Source organism: Blastopirellula marina (assembly GCF_002967765.1).
Classification (GTDB): domain Bacteria; phylum Planctomycetota; class Planctomycetia; order Pirellulales; family Pirellulaceae; genus Bremerella; species Bremerella marina_A.
This window is the reverse complement of sequence record NZ_PUHY01000006.1, coordinates 644,691-659,059: the sequence shown is the minus strand read 5'-3', so window position 1 is coordinate 659,059 and position 14,369 is coordinate 644,691. Positions and strand designations below refer to the sequence as shown.

Here is a 14,369-nt window from a genome sequence, read left to right as displayed (position 1 = left end):
TTTTTCGATTGAATTGAGCGTCCTTGGTGTAACGGTAGCACAGCTGATTCCAAACCAGCTAGGTCAGGGTTCAAATCCTTGGGGGCGTGCTCACACGAGTAAAACAACCGTCCTGTGGCCCAGCGGCAACGGCAACTCTCTTACAAAGAGTCGATCGGGGGTTCGAGTCCCTCCAGGACGACTTTTCTGGGACGAGATGGCATCGTACCATCTCTCGTCCCTCGCCAAGCTCAGAGCATAGCTCCTCGCGGCTCCCCAACGCGACTTCGTCGCCGTTGGGAGCATCTCATCCGTGAGATACGGGGAGAACTCAGCTCTCGGTTTGCCAAATCACTTCGCGAGTTATCGCGCATCAATAAGTTCTCGTGGAGCAGCGGAGTGCTCGCCTGCCTGTCACGCAGGAGATCGCCGGTTCGAATCCGGTCGGGAACGCTTTTTTGACATGGCATGGTACGCAAATCGGTAAAGCGGCGAAGCTCAAACCTTCGTGATTGTCTGTGGGTTCGACTCCCACCTGTGCTACTTGTGGTGCTCAACGAAAACAGGCGACCGCGAGGTCGCCTGTTTCCTGAAAGCTGATTGTAAGAACTTGAGAACTAGGCGTCCTTGTTCTTCTTCATTCGGCGTTTGTAAGCCGCACCGATTCCACAACACAGAGTGCCGAGGCCGTAAAGGGCCAGTGAGGTTGGTTCGGGCACCGTGGCGACGTTCGCTTCGATGAATTCGTTTTGTGTGCCCGACACGCTGGTGCCGAATGCCAGATCATAAGTGAACGAGGTCATCGCACCAGAGGCGAGTGTAGTTTGCAAACCGATTTGCAAACGGTTGGCAGCTGACAATGCCCCATTGGCATCGGGATTGCCCGACGAAAAGAACGACGTCCAGTTGCCGGTCGGATTGCCGGAACCAACAACAGCGCGTGAATCGTACGAACCAATCAAAACGGAAAGGCCAGAAGCAAGCGAAGCCTGGCCGACTTCAACCGAGTCGAGGATGAAACGATCGTTGATAGTCGCCACATCGTCCGCCGCCGACGTTGCACCTGGATCAGGATCGTAGATGTCGAAGTAGGAGAAGTCCGCAGCATCTGCAGAGTTGTTGGTAAACGAAGTTTCCACTCGCAATACATTTTGACCGGGGACCAAAGAGTAGGTGCGCGTGAAAGCGATGTCGAGGACGTTATCGTACGTTCCCGAGTAGCTCAAGCCGCTCATCGAAAGATCAAAGTAGTCGGTGGCCGCGTTCGACTGGTTGAGTTCCAAGGTTGGGTTGTTTTTGCCTTGAAATCCGAAATCGGCGATGGGGTTGTACTCGAAGAAGTGCGTTCCATTAAACGTGATGTCATGGACGGTGCCCGTCGTGTCATTCGTTTCGACGGTCAGCGGACCGTTGGAAAGCATCCCTGCGAAACTGAAGGATACACCGGAGATGGCGATCGCGAGACCCGCGAATCCCCGGCAGAAAGCTCGGTACATTGGTCGTTCCCTGGCATCAAAAGCAATGAATTCGTACCCATGGAGTAATCGTTTACCCCTTCAGGATGGGCCTGATTCCATGATGAACACGATGCGAACATTTACAACTAAATATTGAGAAAATGGGGTGCCTGGGTTGTCCTGGAGTGGCCTGTAGTGGGGTTTGTGACGCCACCACACGCTAAAGAACCCCGATCGATCAGTGATTGCTGATGCTCAAAGTGTGCTGTTCAGAGCTATTAACTGCGGCAAATAAGCAAGTTCGGGTGGTGATCCTCGCAGCGGTCTGTAAAGCCGCGGTCAGAAAAGAAGCGGGGTGGCAGACGAGTGGTTCGATTCCTCCACTACCCATTTCCCGAGAACGAGCCCAGTTCCGAAACGAGGAGGTGACTTCCTGTGCCCAAGCTGAAAGGTAAACGCGGGTTTCGCTTCATCAAGGAACTTGGCGGCGCATTGCGTCGTGCACGAGTCAGCTTCGCGGCTCGTTGGTTGGTCGACGCCGACCTGATCACCGGCAGAACGCTCGACTACGGATGTGGGTTTGGCAGCGATGCCGATCACCTCGGATGGGATGCGTTCGATCCCTATTATCGACCACAACCGGTCAAGGGAACGTACGACACAATCGTTTGTAACCACGTGCTCAACATGCTCACCCGTAAAAGTCGTCAACTAGCGATCGACGCTATCCAGGGGCAACTCGCCGAGCGAGGCAATGCTTGGTTGATCGTACCGCGCAACATCCCAACGTCAGGCAAAATCGCTATGCGAAAACGAATTCAAAACTATGTGGTGCTCGACCTTCCTTCGGTCTACCTCGACGACAAGCTTGAGATATATCGATTGCAACGCGACATCCATGTCGTCGATCAAACGGAAGAAATCGAACGGCGGCTCGAAGGTCGCTAACCCATTTGGCCAAGTGGCGGAATTAGAAGACGCGCGACGCTTAGAACGTCGTGCCCATCGGGCGTGGGAGTGCAAGTCTCCCCTTGGCTACTTATAGGAACGCTTTGTCGGCAAGCTATTCGTCCCAATCGGTGATGGGAAGGTAGGTGCCGGTTTCGTCATCGAACTGAATCTCGGGACCGTCGAGGTAGACCAGCACGCTACGACAACACTGCCAATCGAATTCGTCCGTTCCGTCGTCGCGACGTTCCGCCAGGCGTTCCAGTGCCATTTCGATTAATGTGTCTTCGTCTTCGTCCGCCCACAAAACGGAATTGTCGGAGTTGATGTCGTGCTTGTTTTCGCAGATTTCACCTGAGTCGTCTCGCACATGTCGGGCGTATACGTAGATCTTCATAAGCACCTGTTTAGATGGGAGATGGACTTAGGGCGGCTTTAATCTACGGTCCGCTGTGGGCCACTGTAAACATGATTGCGAAATGATTCCGAGAAAGTTATTTGTTCAACGATTGCAACAAGTTTATGGCAAAACCACTGTACTATCCAAAGATTTCCGATGCACGCGACTTTCCACTCGGCAAGTGCCTTGCGTTCGAAAAGCTCGACGGGACTAACGTACATTTCGATTGGATTCGGCAGCAAGGTTGGCAGGCATTTGGAACACGTCGCGATCGTTTTTCATGGGATCCGCAAGGCATCGATCAATTCGAACAGAAACACCCGGAACTCAACCAGGTAGCGGACGCGTTCACACTAGCCTTGGCCGAAACGCTTCAAGCAAAGTTTGTCTCCGACCAAAGCTGTGAAGCTTGGTCCCATGTTCGCTGCTTTGGTGAGTACTTCGGTCCCCATTCATTTGCTGGTGGTCATCTCGATGAGGATGTGAAACAGATTGTGTTGTTCGATGTCGAAGTCGACGGACAACTTTTGAATCCGTTCGAGTTTGTCGAACTTTTTCGCGAACTCCCGATTGCCCGCGTTGTCTACCAAGGCAAGTTCAACGGCAACTTTACTGAGGCCGTTCGAGCAGGCAAATTCGACGTCGCCGAAGGCGTGATTTGCAAAACAGGTCGACGTGGAAATGTTCACATGGCCAAGATCAAAACCAATGCGTACCTCGCTCGCTTGAAGCAATCGTTCGGCAGCAAGTGGCGTGACTATTGGGAATAAAGGACAACTACGCATTGCGGTTTCGCAGTGCATTGACGCGGGTAGAGCGAGGGCTCAACCAGGTCTCATAAGCCTGGCGTGTCGGGTGCGACTCCCGGACCCGCTACTTCTTCATCGTCGACCTTCGTGACGACGACAACACGAAGGTCGACGCATGGTCTGTAGGTGTTTTGGCGGCATCCGTCCGTGGTAAGGACGTGGATCGGGTTCGAGTCCCGAACGGACCTTGATGGTGATGATGGATTACTCGTGTATAGGGGATCGTATCACTTCAACCTGACGCGAGTCAGGCTAGTACACAGGCTGAACTCATGAAACGAATGCAACGTAAGTCGACTCCCAAAGTCAAAGATGGCCGCGTGCAGAAAAAGAACGCGTGGCAAGTCGGCAGAGGTTATCTCGGCGAACCGCGTGTTGCCATCGAACGCCGCAAAGCAGGGCGCGGATATCGTCACGTGGTGACACCGCACGAAGTCGATCGCTTTTTGCAAATTCTTCCCGTTTGGGATCGATGGGGGCAATCGCTCGATCGGATTTGGATCGATAGCGGGAGTGAATTCCTTTCAGGTTGGTTTCGCCGCCGAGAGATCGGGATATGTGCGTTTCCTTGCAATTTGGAAGTGGCGTTCGCTTGGTGCGCGATCAATCGCGATATGGATTTCATCAAGCGTTTCGATATTCCATTTTGGAAGATTGAAGATGAAGTGTCGCTCGAAAATGGCTTCGATGTCGTTTGTCGGTTCAATCGTGCGACGGCTCGTTACTACACCTTGATGCGTGTCCTGGTTCACGAACTTGGGCATCACGTTGATCGGGAAACCAACAAGAAGCAATGGTGTTCCCGTGGTGAAGAATTTGCTGAGAACTACGGCCGCGATTTGGAACGCCGGATGTGGGATGACTATGTCCGTGAATTTGGTGATCCACGCGTCATGAACTAAATGGGCCTGCATGCCGATGGGGGCGACTGATCCTTGCAAGATCGGTGCGATCGGTTCGACTCCGATGAGGTCCACTGTTTTATTCACACTCCAGTTTGGGAGAAACCAACATGGCAACCGAAATGCTAGACGCCTTCGCGGCGATTGGGGCGGAGGTCGAAGTCGTCCGCCTAGGTGGGGCTTTTGAAATTGACATCACGCGTTCCAAAAATCGTGAGCGGTTCAAGTTGACGTTGCCTTCGTTTCGGACGGTAGAAACCGAAGTTCTGGACATCCGGCCGAAGTTGCGTCACCTGGTGCTCGACGTCTGGTCGCCAGACTCGCCGGTGGAAGGGCGTTACTTGTGCGGCCACGACGAACGGCATTGGTTCACGGCCATGGTTCCCAATGTCGGTACTTCGACGGTGAAGTCGGCAATGGAATCGCTCAAGCCGCTGGAAGTCCGCCGCGCCCAAAAGAAGGCTGGTGTCAAGCATCGTAAGCATCGTCGGAAGACGGCCGCTTATGTCCGGCAAGGAGAATGGTTCTTCCTGCCGCGACCAATGATGCACGTTGGCGAGAAGGCCGAGGCGAAGGGGCAATTGGTTCGAGCGGCAGGTGGCAAGCCGCATCGTGTTGACTGGATCTATCGTCCGCCAGGTACGAACGAAACGTTTGTCCGTGGCGCGGTACGTCATGCCGATCACGCGACGATTTATCTCCAGGTTTGGCATCGCGTTGTGCAAAACACCGAGGCCCAACCTACGCCGGAAGCGGAACCGGTCACGCGGATGGCTTACTTCGATTAAGCCTCGCCTGAATAGAAAACCGCCGGGCATTAAGCTCGGCGGTTTCACGATGGTGACTGAAGTGTATGTGGCAAGCACGCCTGCCTGTGAAGCAGGAAGAGGGAGTTCGACTCTCCTCGGTCGCCCTTCTGGGATTCATGACTTGATAGTGTAACGGATCGCACGAGACCCTCCGAAGGTCTAAGTCCTGGTTCGATTCCAGGTCGAGTCACTCGAGACTATTCGATTTGCTGGCCATCGTTTCCGTTAACAACAACGATGGCAGATCGAATTGCTCACAAGCCCGCCCGGATACGGGCGCATAAAAAAGTCCTTGGAGTGTGGTGGATTCGCACGCAAGTTTGCGATGCTTGAAGACCAGGTTCGATTCCTGGCGAGGACACTTTTGCGATTCGCTACGCGTCATCCTCAAAGCCGTAGCGATCGCAAAATTCAACACCAGCTGAGCGATGATAATGCCAAGCCTTCCTGATGTTGGGCGGATGAATTAGTGTTTCAGCATGGGCTCTGGACCGCGTTGCAAATATTCGGTTGGGATGGTCCAGATCTCAGGGACAGCGTTCTCGTCCGAACCAAACCAGACACCGGTGTGATCTGTTGAATCACCGGGCAATTCGTCGCCCGTCAATACGACGACACCTACCCGATTGTTGATCGTCACGAAATCACCCTTCTTGAACATGTTGATTCCCTTCGTCTGAGAAGACGATCGGCATTCATCCGATCGCGGACCACGCTATCGATTTACATCGCAACGATTTACTCGCCGAAGATCAAAACACGTTTTATAGCGACTTCAAGTAAGCCGTCAGGTCAGCGATTTCCTCTTCGGTGAGATCGCGCGTGCCGGAGACTTCCGCTGGGGAATGGAAGTCGGTTAAGACTTCCGGCAGGTCACGTGCGCGGGCGTCGTGCAGGAAACGGACCTTGCGATAGATGCCAACCAGCGTCGGCGTGTTGAAGCCATCGTATTCGTCTTCGTCGGAACTGAGGCCGACATCGTGGATCTTGCCGTCGGTGAAGTACTTGCCGCTGTGGCAGCTCGCGCAGTTGGCCTCACTGCTCTCGAAGACTTGCTTGCCACGCTCGGCCGCGGGACTTAGCGAGCCATCTTTTTCGCGAAACGGATTGGGAGGAAAACGATCGGTGTTCAAGTAGGCCAGGATCGCTTCCTTCTCTGCTTCACTCGCCCGGCGTCCTTGCATCGTGGTGGTGAACGACTTGTGCATCGCATCGTTTAAGTCGACTTGCCAACCATGCCAGGTCCAAGGGCCCGTCTTGCTCAGGTTATCCAACGGCAGCACCGTCTTCATCGTCAGGGCGGAACCGTCGTTCCAGGTATCCATCGCCTTTGAGTTCACACCACCGTTGTAATGGCACGTGTGGCAGCTGTACCACTGATCGAGACTATGTCGGGCATCGTAGAAAACTGCTTCACCCTGCCGGATTTCACTCACTTCGACCGACGGGCCAAGGGGAATCTCACGCACGACCTCATGAGCCGCGATGTCAACGACCTGGACGTTATCCTTCAAGTAGTTCGCCACGTAGACGGTTCGATCGTCATCGGCCATGGCGATTCCCATCGGACGGCCGCCCAGTTCGATGCGGGCGAATAAATCACGATCGCGCATCAGCTTCGGATCGATCAAGTCGCCAGGTCCGCCGATGCCTTCCCACGGAAGATCAGCCCGCCGATAGACCAGCAGTTCGTGTGTACCAGAAGCCCCCACAACCAAGCGTTTCTCGTCATGGCTCATCGTGATCCCAATCGGATCGGCGACTGCGGTGCCAGGGACGTCGAGCGTGATGGCTTCGCGATATTCTGATTCATCCAGACGCACCCGACCGATGCGGCTGCCCAGCACCCAGCCGCGACGGATGTTATCGCGATTGATTGGATTGCTGCGATAGATCATCCAGGGGAAGTAAACGTACTTGCCGTCCGCCGAGCACTGCATGTGCCCGATATTGATCCCGCCTGAAAGCTTTTCGGTGTAAGCGACTTCCCAAGTCGGTACGTCGATCACCGCGATCCGGCTTTCTCCGCTGCAGCCAACCGCCAGACGGGACCCATCGGGCGAGAGAGCCAGATAACGCGGCCATTTGCCAACTTCCAACTTTCGAACGAGCTTCCCCTCGCCCAGATTCAACTGAGCGACTTCGCCGGTGGCGACCAGTCCGACGTAGGCCGTTTGGCCGTCACCGGAAACGGCGATCCCGGTTGGTTCAAATCCAACTTCAATCGTCGCGTGCAGGCGAAGCTTACCAGCGGTCACCGCGATCACGTGGACCTCGCCCCCGAACGTATCGGTCACCACCAAGTATTCGCCCCCCAAGCACTTCTGCAAAAAGCTGGGGTGGCTGCCACATGCCAGCTCGTCGGTGACTTGTCCCGAGGCGATATCGATCAAGCTGACACTGCCCGAAGTTTGATTGGCGGTGGCCAGCCAGCGGCCGTCGTCCGCCAAAACCACATCAACGGGCGAACGGTATCCGCTTAACGCTCCCGCTAGCAGCTCGGTCGTGGCAAGCATCAACAGGGCAATTGGGAGGAGATTGGCAAAGCTTCTCATTGCGTGGCATACCCCTTGAGGGCGATTTGGCGGGAGTTTTCGGCAATTGTTAGCAGGATAACAGAAAATGAAAATCGTCTGGATAATCATTTCCAAGGCTTGAAGGTCGCAAATGGATGGCAGATACTGAATCTGACTCGTAGAGTAGCCTGAAGTCAACCGTAAAGTGTAAAACGAAAAGTTCGACATCAGGTTTCCCCTCTCCGTTTGCTCCCCCACTGTTTTCCCCTCGAAAAGTTTCAGGAGATCTCTTGATGAGACATTTGACTGTCGCTCTGACGATGTTCGCTCTGGTTGCTGGTACCTCCCTGGTTTCCGCGGAAGAAACCAAGAGCGGTTTGCAAAAAGGCGAAATGATTGGTGCCTTCTATGTGACCAAGCTCGCCGGTGCCAAAGAAGATGGCGTCGATGTCGGCAAGAACCTTTGCTACCGCTGCAAGAACGGTGGTCGTCCGCAGGTCGTGATCTTCACCCGCTCGAGCGACAAGGCCGTGATTGACCTGGTCAAACAGCTCGACGCCGCGATCGTGAAGAACGAAGACAAGCAGCTGCGTGCATTCGTGAACTACCTGGGCGACGAAAAGGCTTCCGCCAAGTCGGACGCTGAAAAGCTGGCCAAGGTTTCCGAAACTTCCAACGTGCCGTTCGTTCTGCCGAACGAATTTGAAAACGGCCCGGAAGATTACGGCATCAACCCGAAGGCCGAAGTCACCATCATCATGGCCAAGGGTGGCAAGGTCGAAGCGAACTACGCTGCCGGTTCCGCTAAGGACCTGAAGGTCGACGCCGTCATCGCCGACCTGAACAAGATCCTCAACTAGTTCCCGCTTTCAAGCGAAGAACGATCCAACTCAAAAAGCCGCAGGCCTACCAAGCTTGCGGCTTTTTCATGCGCCCATGCCGGTCGTATGGCATCTCCTTCGCGTCCGCGAGCCTCGACGCGGAGAGGGCGAGGGAGCGAAGGGCTTTCGATTAAGCCTGACCGAAACACGGAGCCCCTTCAGCCTTCACAAGAGCGGGAGGACGACTAAGCCCCGAAGATATCCGTGACCGCTTGGCCTTTGCCATCTTCCGTGGCATAAAACGGACGGCGTTCAATATCGAAGACCGTTTTTGGGCTGATCCCCATCGCGTTGAAGACGGTCGCATGCAGGTCGGTGACCGAGATGGGATCTTTGGTCGCGACGAAGGGGCGTTCATTTGCCGTTTCGCCGTGCAAGTGCCCTTTGCGGACACCGCCGCCCCACATCATCACGCACGAGCCGCCGGTGAAGTGGCGATGTTGGCCGTAATGTTTCATTTCCTTGAACACGTCGACTGCTTCCGTAGCTTGGTCGCGCGCGCTGGAGCCAGGCTTTCCTTCCATGATCATGTCGCGGCTGAACTCGCTCGCCAAAATCACGAGCGTCCGGTCGAGCAGCCCGCGGGCTTCCAGGTCGCGAATCAGCTGCGCCACCGGCAGGTCGATTTCTTGCTTCATCCGTTTGAGCGTCGTGTTGCCGTTGGCGTGTGTGTCCCAGTTTAAAAACGGAACATACTCGGTGGTCACTTCCACAAAGCGAGCCCCATTCTCGACCAGACGACGGGCCAGCAAACAGCCGCGGCCAAATCGGCCGGTATCGTATTTCTCGTAGCTCTCTTTCGGTTCCAGCGAAATGTCAAATGCTTCTCGCTCTTTCGCGCTAAGCAGACGATACGCCTTCTCCATCGAACGGAGTTGCGACTCGCGCTGGAAGTCGCCGGTGTAGTCGCGCATCGGCGACTGATCGATTAGCTTGTTGAACAGCTTGTTTCGATTGGCGAATCGCTCTGGTTTCATCCCTTCCGGCGGACGCACCGACTGCGCGGCCTGTTCCGGGTAAGGAAGGTTCATGGGGCCGAACTCGCTGCCAAAGAAGCCAGCCGTGGTGAACGCTTTCAGCTCTTCCTGCTCACCCACACCTTCTAATCGCTGGCCGATGTTGATAAACGCAGGCATCACCGGGTTAAGCGGACCCAGCACGCGGGCCATCCACGCCCCGATGTGCGGACAAGCGACCGTTTGTGGCGGGACGTAACCGGTATGCCAGTGGTATTGATGCCGCGAATGCAGAATGCTTCCCAGGTCAGGCAAGACGTGCGAGCGAATCAGCGTGCCGCGATCCATGACCTGAGCGATGTTCTCCATTCCTTCCGAGATCTTGATATGGTCGACGTTAGTATCAATCGAAGGGAACGTGCTTTCCACCTTGGCGACCGGCGTGCCGACCTCAAACGGAACGTACTTCTTCGGATCGAATGTATCAGGGGCCGCCATGCCGCCAGCCATCCACAGCAAGATGCAGCTATCAGCCGTGGCAGCTGGATGTTCGATCGGATTGCCTTCGTTGGCGGTCAGCATTCGCGGCGCGCCGGCCATCATGGTGGCGGTGCTGGCCGCGGCCAATTGTTGTAGGAATTGTCGACGTTGTTGTGCGCGGTCCATGCGGAACCTCACGAAACTAAAGGGAGATTTGTTTAGCGAACCAATTGGAATTCGGGAAGCATGAAGACTGCCCACAGGACGTCTTCCACTTGGCTCGTTTCCAGGCGATCACCAATGGCCGCCGAGAGGGTGCTGAGTTCCTGGTCGGTCGGATTGCGGCTCAATGCATAATTATAGAGCCACGTGACGAACTCGTCCGGCGATTTCCACTCACGCTGCTCAAGGTTAACTGCCCCCTGATGCAGCAAATTGGCGAGCGTTTCGCCATTAGAAAGATCGATCGCTTCGAGCGTGGTTAGCTCTAATGGGCGAACCGTAACTACTTGATCGCGGTTTGGCCGACCGAGCGAACGCATCAGGAAATCGCTTTTCAGCAAAGCGGAACGCACCATCCGCTGCGAGGCATTATTTCCTTGGGCTAATAGGTTGGTCAGCTGGCCACTTACCCGCGGCGACCAAATTTTCTCGTTCTCAGCGATTACTGCCGCTGCCCAGTCTTCCGGCTTCTTTTTGAACTTGCCATTCTTCTCGGGCACTTGGCTGGTCCATTGCCACGACGCATCGGAAGCGACCGCTTGCTCGGTCCCTTCCTGGCCGGGAATGCGTCCCTCGAAGAACAATGCGGCGGCGTTCGGTCCGTTACCTGCATTCTTGGCGACGATCAGAATCTCGTTCTGACCTTTTTTCAGTGGTGGCAGTACGACCAGTTCCGGGGCCAGCCAGTTGTCTCCTTCGCTTACCTTCTTCCCGTTGACGTACAAGGTGTAGGCGTTGTCGCACGAGATCACGGCGTATGCTTGGTCTGTGGCTTCGTCTTGTTTCCAACGTTTCCGCAGCGAGATCGTTTCGCCAGCGGCGGCATCGCCGGTGTTCGCTCGACTCCAGATCCAATGTCCGCCAAGTGCCAGATCTTTCCCGGCGATCGCGTTCGGATTGGCGCGAATCACCGGAGCATCGTACTTCGTTGGAGCGGTCTGGGTGATCTCCCACACGCAGTCAACAAACTGCTCGGCCGTCATCCGCTTCGTTCGCGGGCCAGCATACTGGTAGCCGCCGTTGTCGCTATCTTCGGTGACCAATTGAGCACGCGATTGATAGGCATGCGAGGTAGCAATCAGCTTTAAGGTGGCTTTCAAATCGTAATTGTTCGCGACCAGGTCTTCCGCCAGAAAATCCAACAGGTCGGCATTCCATGGGGGATTTTGCATCGCATCGGTTGGATGAACGATGCCATAACCCATCATGCGATGCCACAAACGATTAACGATCGTCCGCGTGAATCGACCGTTCTCGCGATGCGTCATCAAGCTGGCCAATTGCTTCAGTCGTTCTGGCTGCGAGGCACTTGCGTCGATCTGGCCCAGTTCGGGAAAGAGCCACGCCGCTTCCGCATTCTCACCGATCGGCTTGTCGCAGCGATGAATCTCCAGCGTCCGTTCCGCGTACACGGCGGCCAGGCCGAACGAATCTTTCAGTTTCCAGCGATCGATGAAGCTGTCGTGGCACGACGCACACTTCAAGTTGATCCCCAGGAACGATTGGCCGACGTTCTGGGCGAATTGAATCTCCACGGTCTGGCCGGCGCTCACTTCGCCCCGCCACTTGATCCCGCCAGCGAAGCCGGCGCTTTCCTTGGTCGGTGGAGCGATCAACTCGCGAACGAACTGGTCGTATGGCATGTTCGTGACGAGGGCTTCGTATAGCCACTTCGAGATCTGCGTGCGGCCCCCAGTGATAAAGCCCGTACCGGCATAGTCGTTTCGCAGCAGGTCGTTCCAAAAGGTGAGCCAGTGCTCGGCGTAATTGATATCACGGCCAAGCAAGTCGTCGACCAGCTTCGTCCGTTTGTTGGGTGACTCATCGCTGAGGAAAGCAGCTCGCTCTTCGGGGGTTGGCAGCAGACCGATCAGGTCGAGGTAGACGCGACGGAGGAACGCTTTGTCCCCCAGTGGTTCTGGCTGAGGACGCTTCTCGCTGGCAAGCTGCGCATCGAGGATGCGATCGATCGGATTGGTGCGTCCAGCGACGGCCGGGGGAAGCTCTGGGCGACGTGGTTTCAAAGGGGGCTCATACAGCGGCTCGCCAAACGTGAAACCAGGCTCCCACTGGGCACCCGACTCGATCCAGCGTTTGAGCAGCCCGATTTGCTCGGCAGTTAACGCATCACCCTCAGGCGGCATGCGCGTGAACTCGTCGTCGGTGGTAATCCTCGCGATCAGCTCCCCTTCCGACGGTTTACGCGGAACGATCGCCTCACCCGATTCCCCACCGGCGATCAACTCTTCCCGCGTGTTCAGCGAGAAGGCTCCTTCTTTCTGCGTACCACTGTGGCAGTTACCACATTTCTGTTTCAACAGTGGCACAATCTCGTGCGCGAAATCGACTTCCGCACCGAGAGCCGGAGCGAGGGCGAAGGTAACCAACAGCAGAGAGAGAATTCGCATGGGTGAATCGCAGGAGGGAAGGAGGGGACAATATCCCCTTGAGTATATACCAAACGGGCACGATCGCCCAAATTGCCAATGAACGATTTCGCGTAAAGAACGACTTGCACCCTTGTCTTGGGGGAAGGTTCGCCGATGCTATCAGGCGATCAAGTCGTGAATCACGTGTCCGTGGACATCGGTCAGGCGGCGATCGATTCCGTTGTGGCGGACGGTTAACTTTTCGTGATCGATTCCCAGAAGATGCAGCATCGTGGCATGGATGTCGTAAACCTGGGTTGGGTTATCGCGATCCAACGGCTTGTAGCCCCACTGGTCGGAAGGCCCGTACGTGACGCCCGGCTTGATGCCGCCGCCACACATCCAGTTGGTGAAGACGTACGGATTGTGGTCGCGGCCTTTGCTCCCTTGGGTCGACGGCATGCGGCCGAACTCGGTGGTCCACAGCACGATCGTATCGTCCAACAGGCCGCGCTGTTTGAGGTCTTGAATCAACGCCGCCGAACCGACCGCCATGCCGGTTGCCAGGGGGCCATGATCGCGACCAATATCTTCATGACTATCCCAATTGCGGCGAGGGAAACCGTTGTCGTTGCCAGACCAAACCTGAATGAAACGAACACCTCGTTCAATCAAGCGTCGGGCGATCAAGCATTTCAGCCCGAAGTACTCGATCTCTTCCGGAGCGTTGATTTCGGAAGGATACTCGGCCCCTAAGCGATCGACACCATACATCTTTAAGATGTGGTCTGGTTCGCCCGAGATGTCGAGCGCTTCGGGAGCACTCAGTTGCATCTTGGCGGCCAACTCATAGCTACGAATCCGTGCCTCCAATCGCGAGTCGCCGGGGCGGTTGTCTTGGTAGCGGCGATTCATCCGGTTCAGCAAATCCAATCCGGCGGCGTCGCTATCGTGCGATGTGGTGAAGGTCGGCGCGGGGTACAAATCTTCAATCGGGTTTTCCCGTTGGGGGAAGATGGCGGTCCCTTGGGTACTAGCCGGCAGGAAAGCACTCGCCCAGTTCTTGGGACCGTTGCTGGCAAAACCGCGATGATCGGGCAGCACGACGAACGCCGGCAAATTGTCGTTCAAGTTCCCCAGCCCGTACGTCACCCACGAGCCCATCCCCGGATAGCCTGGCGTATCGAAGCCGGTCGCTTGCAAGTAGGTTGCTTGCGAGTGAACGCCACTTTTGCCAACCATGTTGTGGACGAACGCCATGTCGTCGACGCACTTTCCCAGCGGTGCGGCAACTTCGCTCAGCATCTTGCCACACTGACCGTACGGCTGAAACGCGAACGGCGACTTCATCCAGGGACCGAGCCCATTCTGAAACGTTTCGACATGTTCGCCGAAGTCCGCCTCTTCGCCGTGATGCTGTTCGAGGTACGGTTTGTGATCGAACAAATCAATCGGGCTCGCCGCGCCGCTCATGAACAATTGAATAACCCGCTTCGCTTTCGCCGGATGATGCGGAGCGTGCAAGATGCCTTGCTGGCCAGGGTTCGCCTCGGCGTCATCTTGCAGCAGCAGCGAAGTGAGCGCCAACGAGCCGAAGCCCCAGGCATTGCGTTGCAGGAATTCGCGACGGGTGGAAATCAT

Annotated in this window: 12 protein-coding genes and 6 tRNA genes; 11 read left to right on the top strand and 7 right to left on the bottom strand. The window is 55.8% G+C overall.

Annotated elements, in window-relative coordinates:
* The first annotated feature begins 17 nt into the window (after positions 1–17).
* The 4 genes from C5Y83_RS10575 to C5Y83_RS29395 all read left to right on the top strand — a co-directional run bounded on the left by C5Y83_RS10575 (position 18) and on the right by C5Y83_RS29395 (position 522).
* A tRNA-Trp gene (locus C5Y83_RS10575) sits at positions 18–89 on the top strand.
* A 19-nt stretch (positions 90–108) separates the two neighbouring features.
* Positions 109–181, top strand: a tRNA-Val gene (locus C5Y83_RS10570).
* A 178-nt stretch (positions 182–359) separates the two neighbouring features.
* A tRNA-Asp gene (locus tag C5Y83_RS10565) sits at positions 360–432 on the top strand.
* Between the two features lie 12 nt (positions 433–444).
* A tRNA-Leu gene (locus C5Y83_RS29395) sits at positions 445–522 on the top strand.
* A gap of 74 nt (positions 523–596) precedes the next feature.
* Here C5Y83_RS29395 and C5Y83_RS10560 read toward each other — a convergent pair.
* Positions 597–1,475, bottom strand: a complete 879-nt coding sequence (locus C5Y83_RS10560) for a PEP-CTERM sorting domain-containing protein (protein WP_105329631.1) — start codon at positions 1,473–1,475, stop codon at positions 597–599.
* A gap of 396 nt (positions 1,476–1,871) precedes the next feature.
* Here C5Y83_RS10560 and C5Y83_RS10555 point away from each other — a divergent pair, with 396 nt between their 5' ends.
* Both C5Y83_RS10555 and C5Y83_RS10550 read left to right on the top strand, forming a co-directional pair.
* A complete protein-coding gene (locus C5Y83_RS10555) occupies positions 1,872–2,384 on the top strand; it encodes a hypothetical protein (protein WP_105329630.1) in 513 nt (170 codons plus the stop codon).
* Positions 2,385–2,391: 7 nt separating this feature from the next.
* Positions 2,392–2,474, top strand: a tRNA-Leu gene (locus C5Y83_RS10550).
* A gap of 25 nt (positions 2,475–2,499) precedes the next feature.
* Here the strand turns inward: C5Y83_RS10550 and C5Y83_RS10545 are convergent.
* Positions 2,500–2,781, bottom strand: a complete 282-nt coding sequence (locus tag C5Y83_RS10545) for a hypothetical protein (protein WP_105329629.1) — start codon at positions 2,779–2,781, stop codon at positions 2,500–2,502.
* A gap of 125 nt (positions 2,782–2,906) precedes the next feature.
* Between C5Y83_RS10545 and C5Y83_RS10540 the strand changes: the two genes are divergently transcribed.
* The 4 genes from C5Y83_RS10540 (at position 2,907) to C5Y83_RS10525 (ending at position 5,408) form a co-directional block, all read left to right on the top strand.
* Entirely contained in the window at positions 2,907–3,554 is a 648-nt protein-coding gene (locus C5Y83_RS10540; RefSeq protein ID WP_105329715.1) for an RNA ligase family protein, read from the top strand.
* A 311-nt stretch (positions 3,555–3,865) separates the two neighbouring features.
* Positions 3,866–4,495: a hypothetical protein gene (locus tag C5Y83_RS10535; protein ID WP_105329628.1), complete on the top strand. Its 630-nt coding sequence runs from the start codon at positions 3,866–3,868 to the stop codon at positions 4,493–4,495.
* 110 nt (positions 4,496–4,605) lie between these two features.
* Entirely contained in the window at positions 4,606–5,283 is a 678-nt protein-coding gene (locus C5Y83_RS10530) for a hypothetical protein (RefSeq protein ID WP_105329627.1), read from the top strand.
* A gap of 52 nt (positions 5,284–5,335) precedes the next feature.
* Positions 5,336–5,408 (top strand) — tRNA-His (locus C5Y83_RS10525).
* 362 nt (positions 5,409–5,770) lie between these two features.
* Here the strand turns inward: C5Y83_RS10525 and C5Y83_RS10515 are convergent.
* Positions 5,771–5,965 (bottom strand): hypothetical protein, encoded by a 195-nt coding sequence (locus C5Y83_RS10515; RefSeq protein WP_105329625.1) that lies wholly within the window; start codon positions 5,963–5,965, stop codon positions 5,771–5,773.
* A 103-nt stretch (positions 5,966–6,068) separates the two neighbouring features.
* Positions 6,069–7,859: a c-type cytochrome gene (locus tag C5Y83_RS10510; RefSeq protein WP_158262318.1), complete on the bottom strand. Its 1,791-nt coding sequence runs from the start codon at positions 7,857–7,859 to the stop codon at positions 6,069–6,071.
* A 254-nt stretch (positions 7,860–8,113) separates the two neighbouring features.
* On the opposite strand from C5Y83_RS10510, the gene C5Y83_RS10505 reads away from it, so the two are divergent.
* Positions 8,114–8,680, top strand: coding sequence for a hypothetical protein (locus tag C5Y83_RS10505; RefSeq protein WP_105329623.1), 567 nt, complete (start codon positions 8,114–8,116; stop codon positions 8,678–8,680).
* A 206-nt stretch (positions 8,681–8,886) separates the two neighbouring features.
* Here the strand turns inward: C5Y83_RS10505 and C5Y83_RS10500 are convergent, their stop codons facing one another.
* From C5Y83_RS10500 to C5Y83_RS10490, 3 genes are all read right to left on the bottom strand, one after another.
* Complete coding sequence (locus C5Y83_RS10500; protein WP_105329622.1) at positions 8,887–10,323, bottom strand: DUF1501 domain-containing protein; 1,437 nt, start codon at positions 10,321–10,323, stop codon at positions 8,887–8,889.
* Between the two features lie 32 nt (positions 10,324–10,355).
* Positions 10,356–12,767 (bottom strand): DUF1549 domain-containing protein, encoded by a 2,412-nt coding sequence (locus C5Y83_RS10495; protein ID WP_105329621.1) that lies wholly within the window; start codon positions 12,765–12,767, stop codon positions 10,356–10,358.
* Between the two features lie 141 nt (positions 12,768–12,908).
* The gene (locus C5Y83_RS10490; RefSeq protein ID WP_199195024.1) at positions 12,909–14,366 is read right to left on the bottom strand and encodes a DUF1501 domain-containing protein; all 1,458 of its coding nucleotides are present in this window, start codon (positions 14,364–14,366) and stop codon (positions 12,909–12,911) included.
* Positions 14,367–14,369: the final 3 nt, after the last annotated feature.